We start from the raw sequence: 19,932 nt of genomic DNA, 5'->3' as shown, positions 1-19,932 counted from the left end.
CGCGACTGTCGCGGTTGAGGCCGTTTTGTCGAATCGCTGTTGCCGGAACAACAGCAGAGCGCCCCGCTCCCCCATAAACAGTGGGCTCGGCGCCCGGCACGGACTGTGCAAACACACAAGCCACCGATCACTGCCCAGGAACCGTTCCATGACCGAACACCACGTCATCAACCCGCTTTCCATCGGCGTCGACTACGCCTCCCTGGCCGCGCGCTTTCGCCCGACTTTCCAACGCATCGCCGAGGGCGCGCTGGAACGGGAACACACCCGCACCCTGCCTCACGCGCCGATCCAATGGTTGAAGGAAGCCGGCTTCGGCGCCGTGCGCGTGCCGGTGGAGTACGGCGGCGGCGGTGCCTCGCTGCCACAGTTATTCGCGCTGCTGATCGAGCTGGCAGAGGCCGACTCCAACGTGCCCCAAGCCCTGCGCGGGCACTTCGCCTTTGCCGAGGACCGCCTGAATGCCGCGCCCGGTGCTGGCCGTGACCTGTGGTTCAAGCGCTTCGTCGACGGTGAGATCGTCGGCTGCGCCTGGACTGAAATTGGCAGCGTCGCCATCGGCGATGTGGTAACCCAGGTCACGCCGAACGGTGATCAGTGGACGCTCAACGGCGAAAAGTTCTACAGCACCGGGAGCATTTTCGCTGATTGGATCGACGTGTACGCCCAACGCAGCGACACCGGCGGCGACGTGATTGCCGCCACCCGCGCGCGCCAGCCCGGAGTGGTACACAGCGATGACTGGGACGGCTTTGGCCAACGCACCACCGGCAGCGGTACTTCGCGCTTTACCGATGCCGTGGTGGAAGCCGAAAACGTCATCGACTTTGCCACCCGTTTCAAGTACCAGACCGCGTTTTATCAGCTGGTGCTACTGGCCAGCCTCGCCGGGATCGGCCGCGCGGCGCTCAAGGACGTGGCACACCACGTGCGCAGTCGCAAGCGCATCTACAGCCATGGCAATGCCGCCCATGTGAGCCAGGACGCACAGATCCAACAAGTGGTAGGCGAAGTCGCCGCACTGGTATATGCCGCCGAAGCCAGCGCATTGAAGGCCGCGGAGCCGGCGCAGCGGGCGTACCTGGCGCGGTTCGGTGCGGATGAAGCGGCCGAGCGTGAGGCCAATGTGGCGGCCGAAATCGAATCGGCCACGGCGCAGGTGGTGGTGTCGGAATTGATTCAGCGGGCCACCAGCGAACTGTTCAATGCGCTGGGAGCCTCGGATGTGCGTCAGGGCAAGGGTTTGGACCGGCATTGGCGTAACGCGCGGACCGTGTCCTCTCACAACCCGGTGATCTACAAGGCGCGGATTGTGGGGGACTGGGTGATCAATGGCACCGAACCGCCGTTCGTTTGGCAGATCGGCAATGGCCCGGCGAAAAGCTAAAGCGGGGGAACCCTGTGGGAGGGGTTTGCACCCTCCCACCTCAGAACGCCAACTTGTAACCGACGGCCATCAACATGACCGCCAGGCAGGGACGCAATACACCGTCCGGGATCTTGCCGGTCATGTGGCTGCCGATGTAAATCCCCGGCAACGAGCCCATCAACAGAAACCCCAACAGGTGCCAGTCCATATTGCCCATGCCGGCATGGCCAAGGCCCGCCACCAGGGTCAGCGGCACGGCGTGGGCGATTTCGGTGCCCACCAGGCGGCGCGTGGCCAGGAACGGATAGAGGATAAACAGCGCCACGGTACCCAGGGCGCCGGCGCCGATGGACGTCAAGGCAACCATAGTGCCGAGGATCGCGCCGGTGAGCACCGTCAAGGCATTTAGGTTGCGCGGGCTCATGTGGTAGCTGTCGCCCGCGTGACGCTGAGCGAAGGCCAACAGGGTTTTCTTGAACAGGATCGCCAGCGCAGTCAGCAGCAGCACCACACCGAGGGCCTGCTTGATCACCGCGTTCATCGCGCTGGGGTCGGTGTGCAGGGTAGCCAGGAACCACAGGGTCAGCAGCACGGCGGGCACGCTGCCGAGGGTCAGCCAGCCGGTGATGGTCCAGTCGATGTTTTTGTTCCTGCTGTGCACCAGCACGCCACCGGATTTGGTGATGGCGGCGTACAGCAGGTCGGTGCCCACGGCGGTGGCCGGGTTGATGCCGAACCACAACAGAATCGGCGTCATCAACGAGCCGCCACCGACGCCGGTCATGCCGACGATAAAACCCACGATCAGGCCGGCAATGACGAAACCAACGTTACCCACTTCCATTAACAGCTACCTGCGGCCATATAAATTTCTGGCCGCAGGATAGCGATTTTTCTTATAACCACTTATATCAATATGATCTGACTTTATGCCTTTTAAGCCAGCCGCCGACACAGGTAGGCCTGCGTCTGGTAGGGAAACGCTACGGTCTCACGCCCGCGCAGGTCGGGATGGGTGTCGATCAGGGTGCGCAGTTGCGCGGTGACGCTGGCTTTTTGCGGGTCCGGCAGCGCCGCGATGAAACTCACCGAGAGGAAACGATCGATGATCACTTCCTGGGGGCTGCCTACGTGCTGGTAGGCAAAACAGGTCAGTTCGGGCATGGAAAAATAATCGCCGCGCAAGGCATCACGCCAGTGGCCGGTGTGGAACCGTGGAGTGTCGCCTTCATAAGGCGTAATGATCTCGGTGATCGCCGCCACCCAGTCCACCGACTCGTCGCGCACATTCCACACCAGGCCCAGGCGCCCATCGGGCTTGAGTACACGGTGAATTTGCGCCAATGCCGCCTGTGTGGCGAACCAGTGGAAGGCCTGCGCGCACACGACGACGTCGGCACTCGCGGTGTCCAGGGGCATGGCGTCGGCGGTACCGGAAACCAGACGTACACCGGGCAATGCCTTGAGCAGTTGCTCGCCCATCTGCGCCACGGGTTCTACGGCGATAAGCGTCGGCGCCAGGCTGCTGAGCAACCGCGTGAACTTGCCAGTGCCGGCGCCCAGGTCGATCACCGTCGACTGGTTGGTAACCCCCAGCGTCTCGCTGAGCCAGCCCGTGAGCTGGCGGGGGTAATCCGGACGCCCCTGGGCGTAGGTGGCGGCCTGGGTTGAGAAACCTAGTTGAGCAGACGCGTGAACGGCAGTCATGGCCAATCTCTCCTCGGGTAAAACGGGGCCACAGTATGCTCTTTTGCTCACCTGCCTGCAGGCCGATCAGCTCGCGCTGCTGGGCAACCACACCCGAAACCGCGCGCCGCCCAGCGGTGACGCCTGCGCCGTGAGCGTGCCGCCCTGGGCCTCCAGCGCGCGCCGACTGATGGCCAGACCCAGGCCGAAGCCGCCGGTGGCGCGGTCGCGGCTACGGTCGAGACGGTAGAACGGTTCGAAGATACGCTCTCGCTGGTCCAGCGGAATGCCGATGCCGTCATCGTCCACCCAGATTTCGCAGCCCTTGGGGCACACCTTGACGCCCACCTGGATGCGTGTTTCGCAATAGCGCGTGGCGTTGCGCAACAGATTCTGCAACGCGCGGGCGGTGAGGCGCGGGTCAAGGCTGAAACGCTCGATGGCGCAGTCGAGCACCACGTCGATGACAATTTCGGGGTTTTCCAATTCGTCGTCGACGCTGCCCAGCACGCTGTCGATAAATTCATCGAGCACCACGTCCACCCGCTCCGGCAACTGCGCCGGGTTCTGCAGGCGGCTGTAGGACAGCAGTTCCAGCACCAGCTCATCCAGCTCGCGAATATGCGCCACCAGGCCGTGCAGACGCTCGCGACTGGCTGGGGGCAGGTCTTCGGAAAGCGCCAGGGCCAGGCCGAAATCCAGACGCGTGAGCGGCGTGCGCAGTTCGTGGGAGACCGCGTTGAGCAAATCGCGCTGCTGATTGAGCAGGTGCTCGATGTCGTCGGCCATGGTGTCGAACACCGCCGCCAGGCTGCCGATACTGGAATGGGCGGGAACGCCCGTGCGCTCCGTCAGGTTACCCTGGCCCAACTGCGCGGCGGTGCTTTTCAAGCGTTCCAGATCGCGCCAGTGCGGGCGCAACCAGGCCAGCAGGCACACCAGCAGCGCCGCGACGATCAGCACGTTGATCGCCCAATACAGCAGGTTCATGTCCAGCGGGTCCGGCGGGACGGTCAGCTTGACCACGAACTGATCGTTGATCGGCGAGCTGATCTCTTCCATCCAGCCCCACTCGCCCAGGCGCACCACCGGTCTGCCCTGCTCCAGCAAACGCGCTTCTTCCGGGGTATAGCTCGCGTCCTGGCGCAGCAGCAATTGCACGCTCAGCGGGGCGAAGTCACGCCCCAGTTGCTCGGTCACCTGGGACCAGCGCTCCACCGGTGCACGCTGGTACTGCTTGACGATCAGGTGCTGCTGGCCGCGGGTCTGCTCGATGTTGTAGTTCAGGTAACGGTGTTCGAACAGCTGGATCACCAGCTTGGGAATCAGGTAGATCGCGGCGCTATAGGTGACGATGGTGATCAGGAAGAGGCGAATCAGCACGCGCAGCATGGTTCAGCATTCCCACTCGGAACGGCTGAACAGGTAGCCCTTGCCCCACACCGTTTTGATCTTGCGGGCTTCGCCGGCATGGTCGTCGAACTTGCGCCGCAGCTTGGAGATGGCCACGTCCACCGAGCGGTCGGTGCCGTTGAACTCGATACCGCGCAGGCGTTGCAGGATCTGGTCGCGGCTGAGCACTTCGCCGGCGTGCCGCGCCAGCACCACCAGCAGGTTGTATTCGCCGCTGGACAGCTCCACCGCCTGGTCGCGCCAGGTCACGGTGCGCTCCGACAGGTCGATGCACAGGTTGCCCATCAGGATCCGGTCGTTGGCCACCTGGGGCTCGGACAAACTGCTGCGGCGCAGCAAGGTACGCACCCGCGCCAGCAGCACGCGGGGTTCGCAGGGTTTGGTGACGTAGTCATCGGCGCCCATTTCCAGGCCCAGCACCTGGTCGTGGCTGTCGTCGCGCGCGGTGAGCATCAGGATCGGCAGGCAGGCCGAATCGGCGCGCAGCAGGCGGCACACCTGCAGGCCGTCAAGCCCCGGCAGCATCAGGTCGAGAATCACCAGGTCCGGCGGATCGCGGCGCGCGCGTTCTTGCACCAGGTCGCCACGGCTGAGCACGTTGACGTGGTAGCCGTTGCGTTCCAGGTAGCTGGCGATCAGCTCGGATAGTGCGGCGTCGTCTTCCACCAGAAGGATGTTGGGCATGAAGGTGTTTCCAAAAAATGCAGTGATGTGTCGTACACAAACCCACTTTGGGAGAAGGCTTTCCCCCTCCCACGTTGGATCTTCAATGTTTGCAGGATTGTGCAAGGATATACGCCCTCGGCGCCCCGCGCGCCGCACCTTACATTTCTTCACAGACGACCTACACAGCTTCACAGCACCACGGCGCAGGTGCCTTTAGGATGCGCCAGTCATTATTGGGATAAGAGCATGTCGAAGAATCTGTTTGCGCCGTTTTGCCTGCTGGCCCTGACGCTGGCCCTGAGTGCCTGTGACCAGTCGGCCGACGAAGCGCCGGAAATGCCCGTGGCCAAAGTGCGCATCGAAACCCTTGAGGCCAAACCCCTGTCCATCAGCAGCGAATTGAGCGGGCGCATTGCCGCGCCGCGCATCGCCGAAGTGCGCGCGCGGGTGGCCGGCGTGGTGATGCAACAGGTGTTCAAGGAAGGCCACGACGTCAAACAGGGCGACATGTTGTTTCGCATTGACCCGGCCCCCTTCAAGGCCGACCTGGACAGCGCCAAGGCCAACCTGAGCAAGGCCGAGGCCAATGCGTTCCAGGCGCGCCTGCAGGAACAGCGCTACAGCCAGTTGGTGGAAGGCAACGCCATCAGTGGCCAGGACTACGACAACGCCCGCGCCGCCGTACGCCAGACCCAAGCCGAAGTCGCCGCCAACAAAGCCGCCGTCGAGCGCGCCAGGCTCAACCTGGGCTACGCCACCGTGACCGCACCGATTTCCGGACGCATCGGCCGCGCGCTGGTCACCGAAGGCGCATTGGTCGGCCAGAACGAAGCCACGCCACTGGCGATCATCCAGCAACTGGACCCGATTCACGCTGATCTCACCCAATCCACCCGTGAGCTGAACGACCTGCGCCGCGCCTTTCGCGCCGGCAGCCTGAAGCAGGTCGGCCAGGACCAGGCCAAGGCCACGTTGATCCTGGATGACGGCAGCCTCTACCCGCTGCCGGGCAAACTACTGTTCGCTGAAATCAGCGTCGACCCGGGCACCGGGCAGATCATCCTGCGCAGCGAGTTCCCCAACCCGGACCTGGACCTGCTGCCCGGCAGCTTCGTGCGGGTGCGCCTGGAACAGGCCGTGGATACCCAAGGCCTGAGCGTGCCGCAGCGCGCCATCACCCGCGACAGCGCCGGCATCCCCATGGTACTGCTGCTGGACGCCGAGCAGACCGTAAGCCAGCAACCGGTGGAACTGGGCGCGGTGGTCGGCGATCGCTGGGTGGTCAGCCATGGCCTCAAACCCGGTGACCGCATCATCGTGGAAGGCCTGCAGCACGCGCGGCCCGGTGAGAAAGTCCAGGTGGACGACAGCCCGGCCAAGCTGACCAAGAAGGATTCCTGAGCATGCCGCAGTTTTTCATCGACCGCCCGGTCTTCGCCTGGGTGGTGGCCCTGTTCATTCTGCTCGCCGGCCTGCTGGCCATCCCGCAATTGCCGGTGGCCCAATACCCCAACGTTGCGCCGCCGAAAGTGGAAATTTACGCGGTGTACCCCGGTGCCTCGGCGCAGACCCTGGATGAGAGCGTGGTGAGCCTGATCGAACAGGAACTCAACGGCGCCGATCACCTGTTGTATTTCGAATCCCAGAGCAGCCTGGGTTCGGCGACGATCACCGCCACCTTCCAACCCGGCACCAACCCGGAAATGGCCCAGGTGGATGTGCAGAACCGCCTCAAGGCCGTGGAGCCGCGCTTGCCCCAGGCCGTGACGCAACAGGGTCTGCAGGTGGAAAAAGTCTCCGCGGGTTTCCTGCTGCTGGTGACCCTCACCTCCAACGACGGCAAGCTCGATGACGTCGCGCTCAGCGATTACCTGGCGCGCAACGTGATGAACGAACTCAAGCGCCTGGACGGGGTGGGCAAGGCCCAGCTGTACGGCGCCGAGCGCGCCATGCGCATCTGGATCGACCCGCAGAAGCTGATCGGCTTCAACCTGACCCCGGCCGACGTGAACGCCGCCATCGCCGCGCAGAACGCCCAAGTCTCGGCCGGCAGTATCGGCGACTTGCCGGGCACCAACACCCAGGAAATCACCGCCGCGATCCTGGTCAAAGGCCAGTTGTCGACCCCGGCGGAATTCGCCGACATCGTGCTCAAGGCCAACCCGGACGGCTCCACCGTGCGCATCGGCGATGTGGCGCGGGTGGAAATCGGCAGCCAGGAATACCAGTTTTCCACGCGCCTGAACGGCAAACCCTCCACCGCCGTCAGCGTGCAGTTGGCACCGGGCGCCAATGCGCTGAACACCGCGACCCTGGTGCGGGCGAAGATGGACGAGCTGTCGCGGTATTTCCCGGCGAACGTGGAATACAAGATCCCGTACGACACCTCGCCGTTCGTCAAAGTCTCGATCACCAAGGTGGTCTACACCCTGCTGGAGGCCATGGCGCTGGTGTTCGCGGTGATGTTCCTGTTCCTGCAGAACGTGCGCTACACCCTGATCCCGACCCTGGTGGTGCCGATTGCGTTGATGGGCACCTTCGCCACCATGTTGCTGCTGGGCTTCTCGATCAACGTGCTGACCATGTTCGGCATGGTGCTGGCCATCGGCATCCTGGTGGACGACGCCATCGTGGTGGTGGAGAACGTCGAACGGATCATGGTCACCGAGGGCCTGTCGCCCAAGGAAGCGACGCGCAAGGCCATGGGCCAGATCACCGGCGCGATCATCGGCATTACCCTGGTGCTGGTGGCGGTGTTCCTGCCGATGGCGTTCATGGCTGGGTCCGTGGGGGTGATCTACCAGCAGTTCTCACTGTCGATGGCCACCTCGATCCTGTTCTCGGCGTTTCTTGCCCTGACCTTGACCCCGGCGCTGTGCGCCACATTGCTCAAGCCGATCGCCAAGGGCGAGCACCACGCCAAGGGCGGCTTCTTCGGCTGGTTCAACCAGCGCTTCGAGCGCCTCACCGAGCGCTATACCGGTTGGGTGGCTTATGCGCTCAAGCGCAGCGGCCGTTATCTGCTGATCTACCTGGTGCTGCTGGTGGGCATGGGCGTGCTGTTCGTGCGCCTGCCCGCCTCGTTCCTGCCGGTGGAGGACCAGGGCTACACCATCACCGATATCCAACTGCCGCCGGGGGCCAGCAAGAACCGCACGGTGCAGGTGGCCGAGCAGATCGAAGCGCATAACGCCGGCGAGCCGGGGGTGGGCGATACCACCATGATCATGGGTTTCAGTTTCTCCGGTTCGGGGCAGAACGCGGCACTGGCGTTTACCACGCTCAAGGACTGGTCGCAGCGCGGCAGCGACGATTCCGCCGCTTCGATTGCCGAGCGCGCCAATGGCGCCTTCAGCGAGCTCAAGGACGCAATCGCCTACGCGGTGCTGCCGCCGCCGGTGGATGGCCTGGGCACGTCCAGTGGTTTCGAGTTCCGCCTGCAGGATCGCGGGGGCGTCGGCCATGCCGCATTGATGGCGGCGCGCACCGAACTGCTGGCCCTGGCGGAGAAAAGCCCGATCCTGGCCAATGTGCGCGAAAGCGCCCTGGCCGAGGCGCCCCAGGTGCAGTTGGAGGTCGACCGCAAGCAGGCCAACGCGCTGGGGGTGTCCTTCGCCGAGGTGGGCAATGTGCTGTCTTCGGCGATTGGCTCGGCCTATGTCAACGACTTCCCCAACCAGGGCCGCATGCAGCGCGTGGTGGTGCAGGCCGAAGGCGACCGGCGCAGCCAGGTCGAGGACCTGCTGAAGATCCATGTGCGCAACGAATCCGGCAAGATGGTGCCGCTGTCGGCCTTCGTGCAAGCCAAGTGGACCCAGGGCCCGGCGCAACTGACGCGCTACAACGGCTACCCGGCCATCGCCATTTCCGGCGAGGCGGCAGCGGGCTACAGCACCGGCGAGGCAATGACGGAAATCCAGCGCCTGGTCAGCCAATTGCCGGCGGGCCTGGGTCAGGAATGGACCGGGCTGTCGCTGCAGGAACGCCTGTCCGGCTCACAGGCTCCGATACTGCTGGGGCTGTCGCTGCTGATCGTGTTCCTGTGCCTGGCGGCGCTGTATGAAAGCTGGTCGATCCCGACCTCGGTATTGCTGGTAGTGCCGCTGGGCGTGCTCGGCGCGGTGCTGGCGGTGAGCTTGCGCGGTATGCCCAACGATGTGTTTTTCAAGGTGGGCCTGATCACCATCATCGGCCTGTCGGCGAAGAACGCGATCCTGATCATCGAGTTCGCCAAGGACCTGTATGACCAGGGCGAAGACCTGATCGATGCCACCCTCAAGGCGGCGCGGTTGCGGTTACGGCCGATCATCATGACCTCGCTGGCGTTCATCCTTGGCGTGGTGCCGCTGGCCATTGCCACCGGGGCCAGCTCGGCGAGCCAGCAGGCGATTGGTACCGGGGTAATCGGCGGGATGGTCACCGCGACCTTGGCGGTGGTGTTTGTACCGGTGTTCTTTGTGGTGGTGATGAAGCTGGTGCGCAAGCGCAGTCGCTGACTGTCAGCTTCAAGCGGCCAGCCAGAGCACCCTGGCTTCAACTTGCCGCTTGAAGCTTGAAGCTTGCAGCCTGCAGCTGCTCAACCTATGTTGCTCACTATTCCCCCGAATCGTGAGCGCCATGCCCTTCCTTGCCCGCACCCATCCGCGTCTCTCCGCCGCCGCCGTCCTTGGCCTTGCGGTGGGTATCCTGGCGCCGTCCGGAACCGTCACCGGCAAAATTCTGATCGGCTGGAATGCCGGCGTCTGGACCTACCTGCTGCTGATGCTGTGGCTGACGCGCCGGGCCAAGGCCGAGGACGTCAAGCGCATCGCCGAAGTCGAAGACGAGAATGCCGGGCTGGTGCTGTTCACGGTGTGCATCGCCGCCATCGCGAGCCTGGCCACCATCACCTTCGAGCTGGTGGGCAGCAAAGACCTGGCAACCTCGGCACGCCTGCTGCACTACGGTTTTACCGGCTTGACGGTGATCGGTTCGTGGCTGTTGATCGGGGTGATTTTCAGCGTGCACTACGCTCGCCTGTATTACACCTGGACCGGCAAGGAACCGGCGTTGCGCTTTGCCGAGGGCTTGCTCACACCCAACTATTGGGACTTTCTGTACTTCTCCTTCACCATCGGCGTGGCCGTGCAGACCTCCGACGTGGGCGTGGCGACCCGTGGTATGCGCAAGGTGGTGTTGGGACAATCGCTGATCGGGTTTCTGTTCAACACCGCGATCCTGGGTTTCTCGATCAACATCGCCGCCGGCCTGTTCGGCTAGGCTGCACAAACCTTCTAGACGCCCATGCCGCACGGGCCGCTAATACCGTTTTACACACCGTCGAGGGGGTTATGACCGCGCACAATTGGATCGACCTGTCCCAGGACACCGACACCGGCATCGAAACGCTGCGCGCGCATTTCGAAGGCCACGCCTACGACCCCCACTGGCATGACAGCTACCTGATCGGCGTGACCGAGCAAGGCGTGCAGCAATTCAATTGCCGCCGCACCCGCCACAACAGCGTGCCCGGCCAGGTGTTCCTGGTGGAGCCCGGCGAGCTGCATGACGGCGACGCACCGACCGCCGACGGTTTTACCTATCACATGCTCTACCTCGACCCGCATTGGCTGACACGGGAAGTGAGCACCGTATTCGAAGAGGCACCGGTCGACAGCCAGCTGAGTTTCGTCAGCACCCTGGCCGACGACCCACGCCTGGCTTTCGCCACCAGCCAAGCGTTCCAGACCCTGCACCGCGGCGAGTTGCGCATCGTACGCCAGCGCGCCATGGACCAATTGCTCGAACGCCTCACCGGACACCTTCACTGGCGCACACGCTACGGCGACGATCCGCGTCTGCCGCAGGTGGCCCACAAGGCTCGGGAATACCTGCATGCGCACCTGCATCACGACGTGGGCATGCACGAACTGGCGCTGGCCTGCGGCGTCGACCGCTTTCGCTTGAGCCGCGCCTTCAAAAGCGCGTTCGGCCTGCCGCCCCATGCCTACCTGGTGCAACTGCGCCTGGCCCGTGCCCGGCATTTACTGGCCAAGGGCGAACAACCCGCCGATGTGGCGATTGCCCTGGGCTTCGCCGACCAGAGCCACATGGGCCGCTGGTTTATGCGCGCCTATGGCCTGACCCCCGCCGCCTACCGCAGGCGCTGCTCAAATCTTCCAGACAGATAACCCGGCGGCTTGTGAAAATCGACTCCATCGATTTATTTATTGGAGTGATCACCATGCTGTCCACGCTCGTACCGTTCATGCTGTTCGCTTTCGTTGCCTCGATTACCCCCGGCCCCACCAATATCCTGGTGCTGAGTAACAGTGCCCGCTACGGATTCAAGGCAGCGCTGCCGATCATCCTCGGCGCGTGTGCAGGCGCGGCAGGCATTGTGTTGATGGTGGGCTCGGGCGTAGGTGGGTCACTGGCCCATCTGCCGGCTGTGCAAACGACGATGCAGTGGGCCGGCATCGCCTGGTTGAGCTATCTGGCCTGGCAGATCTTCACCGCCCCGCCCCAGGCTTTGGCTTCGCAATCAGCCGATAAGCGTCTCGGCCTGATCGGCGCCGCCAGCCTGCAGTTGATCAACCCCAAGACCTGGATGATGGCGTTGGCGGTGGTCAGTGTGTTTGCCAACAACGACACAAAGCAACAGAGCCAGGTGCTATACCTGTCACTGGTTTTTTTTCTGATATCGCTTCCGTGTCTGGGTGCTTGGGCATTGTTGGGCGCAGCATCGAGCCACGCGTTCACATCGCCCCACGCAATGAGGCGCTTCAACCAATGGATGGCGTTGTTACTGCTGAGCTCGACATGGTTGAGTCTCATCGTCTGAGGCGCAAAAAACTCCATTAGAGATAGTACAAAACCGAATTAAGAATATGTGCTTAGACTGCCATGCCTGGTAAGAGATGCTCTTTTTGGAAAGGGGCTGGCCACTCATATATCGCAGCCTGCGTATACTGTTAGTTCTGACAGTTTACAGATTGCACACCCTGCTATTACATGCTTCGGACAGAGCCATTGATACCTCTGTTACTCGCACAACCAACCGCGATGGAGAAGCGATCATGACTGTACAAGCGCACACTTTAACCCCTGAGCAGCTCAAAGCATTGGGTCCCAAACGAATCACCGCATCAGGTCCTTTCGATGCAAAAATCGACTCCATTCCTGTCACTTTCCAGACCACCACTCTGTCCCGTGACTACGATCGGAAAGTTTTCAAAGTCAACGCCCGGCACGCCGATAACTCGGTTACCCTCAAAAAACTATTTATCCAGGTGCCCGATAGCGTTGAAGTCGGCAAGGTAATCAGGCTGGAGGAGCAGGAGTTTACAGATGTCGAAGTCTGGTACTCGGTGGAGTCCCCCACCGACCACTATACGGTCAGTGGCATTATGGGCGAGTTGCTCATTATCGGGCTGGCCCCCGGCGTGATTAAAATCAAGGGTAGGTTAAATGCAACAACCGATAACGATGCTCACGGGAATAAGCATACGCTCGAGGTCGATTTCGACCTGACCAGTTGATGGGCCGTGCCCCATGAAAAAACGCCCGCATCTCTCGATACGGGCGTTTTTGTGTAGCAGGCATTACCAGGAGTAGCGGACACCTACGTTGGCGCCCCATGGCTGTTCAACTTTGCCGCCACTGCTGTGTTCGAGGTCGGCATGCAGCTGCAGATTCTGCGACAGCTTCACCGCGAGACCGGCGCCGAACTCAGCACGAGAGCCCGACAGGTCGTTGTTGAACACATTGTTGTTCACCGAGACTTTATTGTTGCTGGCAAATTCATGCACCATCGCTGCCCGCAGATAAGGCTGTACGACGCTGCCGCTGTCAAGCTGGATATCGCGCCCTACGGTGGCGCCGGCTTTGGCCATGATCGAGCGGGTACGCTCGCCCTTGGCTTGCAGGCCGTTGTCCAGACTGTAATTGGCGCCCTGGATCACTACGGTGGACATCTGTGCATACGGCTCGACAAAGAACCCGTCGTCCAGCTTGATGTTGCGACCGAACTCCGCCGACAAACCGCCGCCGGTGTTGTTGTACTTACCCTTGGACGAGGTACCGTCGCTCAAACCTACCTTGGACTCGTTCTGGAATCGGTTGACCTTGGCGACTGCATCGAAATACAGGCCGCTTTCCTCATCCAGCCACGTCGCATAGGCACCCAGATAGTAGCTCTTCACGTTGCCGGACGTACCACGCTTGAGGTTCAAATCCGAGGTACTGTGACCGGCCATGACGCCCACCAGCCACTGACTGTCGGCCAGTGGAGTATCGGCTCCCAGGGTAAAGCCTTGTTGGTTCTGGCTGTAGCCGACACCGGTACTGTCGGACACCTTGTACTTATTGCCGTAACCACGGATCCAAAGGCCCGCCTGACCCGGTTCGAAGCGCAACTCCCCCATACGCGTGCGCAGTGATGTGGCTTCGCCGTACCACACAGTGGGTGCGGTATTGAACAACGCCAGGACCGAGCGAGTGCCTGGGCTGATCACGCGATTGTTAGGGTCAAGGAACCAGTCGGTGCCTTCCTTTTTCAAGCCGTAGGAGTAAGCACCTACGTCAACCACATCACCGACCAGGGAAAACTGCGCGTCGCCTCCACCGGTATGCACAACGCGAATATCCTCGGGATTGACCGGCTCCGCGCCGCTGGCAGCGAGCAACAGGCTGTGATTGCCTTTGGCCTCGCCCTCGATGTTCAGGAAGTCCGTGATGCCACGCGCGAAATCGGTGCCCATGACAAAGGTGCCGTTTCCGTCAAGGCTGTCCAGGTCCAGTTGATAGAACGCGTCGGTGTGACCGAACTTTACCGTACCGCCCGCCAGGCTCAGTGCGCCTACCTGGCTATCGCCCGTCAGCTCCCAAAAAGACTGGTCGCCGATGTTAAGGCTGGTGACATTCTGCATTTGGCCGGTCAGGCTGGCGGCGTTCTGCAGGTTCAAATGTGCGGTGCTGCCATCTTCGACAATAACGTTTCCATTCAAACGACTGTTGTCGACATTCATGCTTGCCGTGGCACCGCCGTTGACTTCCAGCAACGTGCCGTTGCCACCGATCAACGTGGAGCCGTTGCGCACCTCAATTTCAGCTCCCGAGGCCAAGCCATGCTCGCCATTGACCAGGATGGCGGAACCGCTGCGGCCCTCGACGCTGGAATTATCCAGCACCAATTTGCCAACGCCACCGTTGCCGTTGTCATCGTTGAACAGCACGCCGTTCTTGCCGCCAATGATTCGGCTTTGGCTGGCAGTGACCGTTGCCCCTTCGACGAACACGCCGAAGCTGTCGGCGCCAGTGCCTTCTACTAACGTATTTTGATTGAAGTGCAGCTCACTGTTGTCCTCTGCCACCGCCCCGCCGATATGGCCACGAATGGTGCTATTGAATACCTTGGCAACCGCCCCTTTATCAGAATCGAAGCTCTGGAACGCTTGCAGGCCTACCGTGGTATGGCTGGTGATGTCGCTGTTGCGAATAAGGGCATCGCTGTCGACCAGGCGTACCGCACCGTACACAGCGTGGGATGAGTCGACAGTAGCCCCGTTCAGGCTGACGGACGAACCCTGGGTGGCATGGATGTCGTCAATGCGGCTGCCAGCATTGACAATCAGCGCCGAATCGTTGACCCGAATATGCTGCGCCCTGGCACCGTTCACGGTCAGCTCGGCGTTCAAGTCCAGTTGCCAGTCATTTGGCAGTTCACCGGCTTCAATGGTTCTTGACTCGCCAATGAGTTGAACAGCTTGCGCAGTCGATTGAACCGCCGCAAACATAAGGAAGGTAATAGTTGGAACTTTCATTATCTTGCTCAAGGGCTTGAGCTCGAAGTTGGTTAACACGGACATAGGTTTTCACTCTCTGGGCTGGAGCCTTTGAAACGGTTTGGCTCGTTCCCCTTGGAATGGAGCCTTACCTGTGCGGCGCAGAGATTACTGAGCGAATATACCCATGGATGTAGGATTAATCTGAGCTGGATGTAGCGATAGGCAATATAAAGATCCAAAAGACCCAGCTGTCAGGGTGCATTCAAAAACCCGGCGTAGTAAGGAAAGAGTGCAGTTGCCAGCTACACCAAAGGGAAGCTTATGTTTCCCTTTGGTGCAGCTGGCAACTGACTGTGGGTCTAAGGTCTCACAATCTCCGTTTCATCGCAGTACGACGCCGGATTGGAGAATACGGTGTACGCCTCAGCCAGCTCTCCAGTACCCACCCCGACGGCTACATCCGTGCTGTAGGTCACCTCGCAAGGTCCAAACACAGACTGTTTGAGGAATGCACCGTAAGGAATTTCAACGATAAAGCCATTGTCCACATCATCCTGGCTCAACCTTGGATAGGTGAAGTCATCTGTGAATGGTCCCGGTGGAAAACCAAACGCCTCGCAGTAAATAGTCACGGTTACCGTCACACTATTACCGACTACCAGGCGCGGATCAGCTGGAATGATAAGCTCGGCGAACAGTGTTGGCGGTATCCCAGGGCCACGGCTTACCAAGGATAAGCAACTCCACTCATTGTTGACGTCCAAGTACCGGAATCCAGCAGGCGGCAGTATCACCGTCACGGCATCGATCACGTCAACAGAAGTAACACCCGACGGGTTTTCATTCGTGGTACCGGGGCCGGTGACCACGTAGCTGACAGGCTGTATTTCATTACCGTGGCGCGCCACGACGTCCCACGGGATGGTAAACGTCGCGTCATCCCCGGGCACTAACGTGCTGAGGGTAAAAGGACCGACCCGCTCTTTTGCAGTTCCCCAAAACAGGAAAAACCTGTTGTCCGCATGAGGTGCAACCGCAACGGTCCAGAGTGGAATCACGATCCTGACGGGTTGACCCGCATCGACGATACGCAGTGTATTCAGTTGGTTGGAGACCGCGCCATACACCTGGGCCAGCTGCAGTGCGGGGTTCACATCACCCGGTTCGAGGGTGCCCGGTAGAGTCGGGCCTTCTACCGACAAGTCAAGTCGCACGGTTTTAACGGGAGAGGTAAAGAACACACCATTTCGGTCGATACGGTAGCGCAACGTCACACTCTGCGGCCCCAGCGTCGCTGTATACGCCGCTCTGATCGCATCGTTCATATTGGTGAATATTACGTCAAACCCAGTAAGTTCAGGGGTCTGCGGGCCAAATGGCAGGGCTTCCCATTGCAGCTCGAACTTGTCCAGCCCTACTGCATGGTTCAGATACTCTTCAATATGAACGTCAATGCCTTGCCTGTAATCCGCAATATCGAGCAGATCGTCGGTGCTGCCGTCGCGCGGGGCGGGTGCCAATGGAACGAAGACCTCCAACGGCACAGGATCGTCAAGCAATGAAACGGTGCGAAAATCATTGAACGACGGGCGGCTGACGTTACCCGCCCGATCACGGATGGTGTAGAACAGATAGTACATCCCACTCAAAATTATCTGGTCTCTGGGCAAGAAGAACGAGCCCCCCGTAGGCAGCATCGGGATCCCGTTGGGATCACTCACCAAATATTCGGGGCGCGGGTCCATGACCGGGCTGAAGTAAACAAAAAACACGTCCCCTGCTTCAAATTGCCCTGGCTGTGCGGGATAGGTGTTCGGGGGAATGCCGATCTCCAGACCACCCTCCGCTACCAGGAACGCATCGTTGATTACAGTACCCGGCGGCGCATTGACGAAAACCGGAACCGTCGGCTGCTCACGTGATGACTCCACGGCATAGGGCGCAATGGTATCGACTCGAAATGCGCCAGGATTGGAGCTGTCTACGGGGCGTCCCGGTACACCTGCGCTATTACGGTACTGTGTATTTCTGAGCTCGTAAAAACCATGCCTGAACTGGGGTGGTGGCGCAGGAACAGACCTGGTGATGATGGGTGGAATCGGAGTAGGGATGTCTGTCAGTTGATAAGGCGCTACCAGGGTACTCCACGTCGGTGGAAACGCACCGGGATCGCGAATTTCGATGCTCATCCAATCTGTGTCCCTTGACGCTGTCCCCGTACTTAACCGCAGGTTAATGCCAACGGATGCCACCGGCGCTGGAATAAGACCGGTTGCATCATCCAGTGCTTCAACGATTGTGGGTGCATTGAGAACCAAAGGCGCGGGTGCATTAGGCGAACGATGTTTTCTACTCATTTCAGTCTCTCCTTGGTGTTTTTAACCAGGCACACTCACTCCGGCCGAGAACTTTTCAGTCACCGCACTAACTTGAAAAACGTCTATCGGAGCGATGTAGCCCAACCTTCAGGCGGTGAGAAACCCGGCCTAGGGCTCAGGGCCATTACCGTCAATCCAGCAGTAGATGGGATCGGGCGGTGCCGGCGAAACCGGCACAACACGATCGAACTGCACAAACCTGGAGGCTGAGCGGCCAACGTCGGTACCTGCTCTGGTCACCAGGTAGCTCGCTTCTCCGCCCGCGTTTTCCTTCAGGGGCCGGATCAGGCGCTCGACATCACGGATCCAGAAGTTGTAGCCAGATGCATCCGCTATCCCGTCCCAATAGTGCTCAAGGGTTTCCACGATATCGGGGTTTGGATCGACATCCTGGTATTGGCCATACCCTTGAAATCTCAGTGTGATCAAATCGCCGTGAAGGATGTTCGCATCGGGTGGGATATACACCTCGACGCCAAACCAGATCGGCGGCTGGGTGGTGCAGGTCAGATACCCGTTTTCATGCGCCTCGGCTTGGGGAAAGCTGGGCCGCGTATACATGATGGGGGGAAGATCGGTTTGCAAACCGACCCGAGCCACCAGTGAAAATGCCGGGTTTACATTTCCGGCACGGTCTTGTAACCGATAAAAACAGAACAACCAGCGTGCCCCTGGGTACCTGCGGAACACTTCACGGGGCACATCGACAAAAATGCGGCCGCTGTCAGCGGTCAGCGGGGGCGACGTCAGCGTCGGCAAGCCGGTTGGCAGCAAGTTCATGTCAGAAAAATACATCAGCACTTTGTCACCAACCTCACGTCCCCGATAACCGTTGGGGATTTCCATGGGCACCATGGGGTTGGCATCCAGGTAAGCCTGCGTGATCGGATCGATCGGGAAAATAGCGGGGGCGAGCAACTCGCCAGCACCGGGCGCATCGCGGTCGATTCTGATCGTCACCGTCTCAGAGGTATCCATACTGGGGCTATCCGGCCGGGTGTTATGGACCCTGTACCTGAGATCGATGACGGCGCTGCTCAATAGAAAGTCCCGAGGAATCGTCAGGGCTATGGGAAAGTCGGCATCCGTCAGGGGGCCTCGCAGTTCGAAGGGCGGCGTATCTACCGGCCTGGCCCCGCGTACGTTCCACTCGAAAATCACATATTGGAATCTTCCGGGGCCAGGTAAAACCGCCCAGGGTGTTTCGAGCAAAATGCGTAAATCATTGAAATAAAACTCCGCGGGGATCAGCCCATCCGGCAACGCATCAACGACTGTCGGTTCAGCCAGCACAAGGATGCCTCCGGGACCGGAAGGTCCGTTCGCACGCGGCTGACCAGCATGGGTAGTGTTCATCCAAACCTCCCGTTACTCAAACACTGTCGAGTGTGCCTCGACGCTGACCGATCAGCGTTTTCAAGGCTCTGCGGGAGTCATTGAACACCTTGATAATGCCGTCCGATACTGTCAGAACTAACAGGTAGAGGTGCCGCTCGTCCGTTTTTCACTTGCGAGCCGTAGTGCGCCCCGCCAGGAATTCCTTGACGAAGGTGGCAGACTGGTGTTTTCTGAAACCGGTTTCAGTGCTTCGCCAAATCCAATAAGAAAGGTTGTACCGTGAACTCATTTTCTGCCGCCCAGCGCAGTCGCGTGACCATGCTCGACGTTGCCCGCCACGCCGGCGTGTCCAAGGCCAGCGTCTCGCGTTTCATCGGTGAAGACCGCGCCCTGCTCTCGGATGCCATTGCCCTGCGCATCGAGCAGGCCATCGACCAACTCGGCTACCGCCCCAACCAGATGGCGCGAGGCCTCAAACGTGGCCGCACCCGTCTGATCGGCATGCTGGTGGCCGATATCCGCAACCCCTATTCCATCGCCGTGATGCACGGCGTCGAAACCGCCTGCCGCCAGCACGGCTACAGCCTGGTGGTGTGCAACACCGACCGCGACGACGAGCAGGAGCGCCAGCACCTGGCGGCACTGCGCTCGTACAACATCGAAGGCCTGATCGTGAACACCCTCGGCCATCACCTCGACCAACTGCTGGAACTGCAACGGGAAATGCCCCTGGTGCTGGTGGACCGCAAAGTCGAGCCGCTGCGCAGCGACCTGGTGGGCCTGGATAACCCGGCAGCGGTACGCATGGCCGTGCACCATCTGGAGCAACAGGGCTACCGCGAGCTGCTGCTGATCAGCGAAGCCACTGACGGCACCAGCTCGCGCCTGGAGCGCCTGGCCAGTTTCAAGGCCGAGATCGCCCGCCGCCCGGCATTGAACGGCGCCGTGCTGGAACTGGACGACGCGCTTGAAGCCCATCTGGGCAATTTTCTTTCCACCCCCGGCCCCAAGGCGCTGTTCTGTGCCAACGGCGTCGCCGCGCTGGCCTGCACCCGCGCGCTCAAGGCATTGGGGTGCGACCTGTTCGGCGATGTCGGCCTGATCGCCCTGGATGACTTGGACTGGTACCCGCTGGTAGGCAATGGCATCACCGCCCTCGCCCAACCCACCGAGGCCATCGGCGCCAGTGCGTTCGACTGCCTGCTCAAGCGCCTGCGCGGCGACACCGAGCCGACACGCACCCTGGATTTCCTGCCCCAACTCATCATCCGAGGCTCCACCACGCGCCGCCAGGGATGACTGTTTTTTGAACAAA

At 60.9% G+C, this 19,932-nt stretch carries 15 protein-coding genes; 8 read left to right on the top strand and 7 right to left on the bottom strand.

From position 1 onward, the window contains the following. The first annotated feature begins 148 nt into the window (after positions 1-148). Positions 149-1,387 carry an acyl-CoA dehydrogenase family protein gene (locus PSH94_RS11405; RefSeq protein ID WP_285428297.1) on the top strand — a complete coding sequence of 413 codons (1,239 nt, stop codon included), beginning with the start codon at positions 149-151 and terminating at the stop codon, positions 1,385-1,387. A gap of 40 nt (positions 1,388-1,427) precedes the next feature. On the opposite strand, the gene PSH94_RS11400 is transcribed toward PSH94_RS11405, so the two are convergent. The 4 genes from PSH94_RS11400 to PSH94_RS11385 form a co-directional block, all read right to left on the bottom strand. Then, the gene (locus tag PSH94_RS11400; RefSeq protein ID WP_305437536.1) at positions 1,428-2,213 is read right to left on the bottom strand and encodes a sulfite exporter TauE/SafE family protein; all 786 of its coding nucleotides are present in this window, start codon (positions 2,211-2,213) and stop codon (positions 1,428-1,430) included. A 92-nt stretch (positions 2,214-2,305) separates the two neighbouring features. Continuing rightward, the gene (locus PSH94_RS11395; protein ID WP_305437534.1) at positions 2,306-3,076 is read right to left on the bottom strand and encodes a class I SAM-dependent methyltransferase; all 771 of its coding nucleotides are present in this window, start codon (positions 3,074-3,076) and stop codon (positions 2,306-2,308) included. A gap of 66 nt (positions 3,077-3,142) precedes the next feature. Continuing rightward, positions 3,143-4,447 carry an ATP-binding protein gene (locus PSH94_RS11390; RefSeq protein ID WP_181077305.1) on the bottom strand — a complete coding sequence of 435 codons (1,305 nt, stop codon included), beginning with the start codon at positions 4,445-4,447 and terminating at the stop codon, positions 3,143-3,145. 3 nt (positions 4,448-4,450) lie between these two features. Beyond that, on the bottom strand, positions 4,451-5,152 hold the full coding sequence (locus PSH94_RS11385; RefSeq protein WP_181077303.1) for a response regulator transcription factor: 702 nt from the start codon (positions 5,150-5,152) through the stop codon (positions 4,451-4,453). 228 nt (positions 5,153-5,380) lie between these two features. Here PSH94_RS11385 and PSH94_RS11380 point away from each other — a divergent pair, with 228 nt between their 5' ends. The 6 genes from PSH94_RS11380 to PSH94_RS11355 all read left to right on the top strand — a co-directional run bounded on the left by PSH94_RS11380 (position 5,381) and on the right by PSH94_RS11355 (position 12,654). Continuing rightward, the gene (locus PSH94_RS11380; RefSeq protein WP_305437532.1) at positions 5,381-6,535 is read left to right on the top strand and encodes an efflux RND transporter periplasmic adaptor subunit; all 1,155 of its coding nucleotides are present in this window, start codon (positions 5,381-5,383) and stop codon (positions 6,533-6,535) included. A 2-nt stretch (positions 6,536-6,537) separates the two neighbouring features. Further along, positions 6,538-9,630, top strand: coding sequence for an efflux RND transporter permease subunit (locus PSH94_RS11375; RefSeq protein ID WP_305437530.1), 3,093 nt, complete (start codon positions 6,538-6,540; stop codon positions 9,628-9,630). 121 nt (positions 9,631-9,751) lie between these two features. Next, positions 9,752-10,393, top strand: coding sequence for a DUF1345 domain-containing protein (locus PSH94_RS11370; RefSeq protein WP_181077298.1), 642 nt, complete (start codon positions 9,752-9,754; stop codon positions 10,391-10,393). A 71-nt stretch (positions 10,394-10,464) separates the two neighbouring features. Then, positions 10,465-11,304, top strand: coding sequence for an AraC family transcriptional regulator (locus tag PSH94_RS11365; RefSeq protein ID WP_305437529.1), 840 nt, complete (start codon positions 10,465-10,467; stop codon positions 11,302-11,304). Positions 11,305-11,357: 53 nt separating this feature from the next. After that, on the top strand, positions 11,358-11,957 hold the full coding sequence (locus PSH94_RS11360; protein ID WP_305437528.1) for a LysE family translocator: 600 nt from the start codon (positions 11,358-11,360) through the stop codon (positions 11,955-11,957). A 235-nt stretch (positions 11,958-12,192) separates the two neighbouring features. Continuing rightward, entirely contained in the window at positions 12,193-12,654 is a 462-nt protein-coding gene (locus PSH94_RS11355; protein ID WP_305437526.1) for a hypothetical protein, read from the top strand. Between the two features lie 63 nt (positions 12,655-12,717). On the opposite strand, the gene PSH94_RS11350 is transcribed toward PSH94_RS11355, so the two are convergent. From PSH94_RS11350 to PSH94_RS11340, 3 genes are all read right to left on the bottom strand, one after another. After that, entirely contained in the window at positions 12,718-14,982 is a 2,265-nt protein-coding gene (locus PSH94_RS11350; RefSeq protein ID WP_305437525.1) for an autotransporter outer membrane beta-barrel domain-containing protein, read from the bottom strand. A 278-nt stretch (positions 14,983-15,260) separates the two neighbouring features. Further along, positions 15,261-17,258, bottom strand: a complete 1,998-nt coding sequence (locus tag PSH94_RS11345) for a hypothetical protein (RefSeq protein ID WP_305437523.1) — start codon at positions 17,256-17,258, stop codon at positions 15,261-15,263. A 129-nt stretch (positions 17,259-17,387) separates the two neighbouring features. Continuing rightward, the gene (locus PSH94_RS11340) at positions 17,388-18,635 is read right to left on the bottom strand and encodes a hypothetical protein (protein ID WP_305437521.1); all 1,248 of its coding nucleotides are present in this window, start codon (positions 18,633-18,635) and stop codon (positions 17,388-17,390) included. Between the two features lie 261 nt (positions 18,636-18,896). On the opposite strand from PSH94_RS11340, the gene PSH94_RS11335 reads away from it, so the two are divergent. Then, positions 18,897-19,916 (top strand): LacI family DNA-binding transcriptional regulator, encoded by a 1,020-nt coding sequence (locus PSH94_RS11335; RefSeq protein WP_305437519.1) that lies wholly within the window; start codon positions 18,897-18,899, stop codon positions 19,914-19,916. The last annotated feature ends 16 nt before the right edge of the window (positions 19,917-19,932 follow it).

The sequence above is a fragment of the Pseudomonas sp. FP2254 genome (genome assembly GCF_030687695.1).
Lineage (GTDB): Bacteria > Pseudomonadota > Gammaproteobacteria > Pseudomonadales > Pseudomonadaceae > Aquipseudomonas > Aquipseudomonas quebecensis.
Note: the sequence above shows the minus strand (reverse complement) of the source record. Positions and strands in the feature narration are given on the sequence as shown.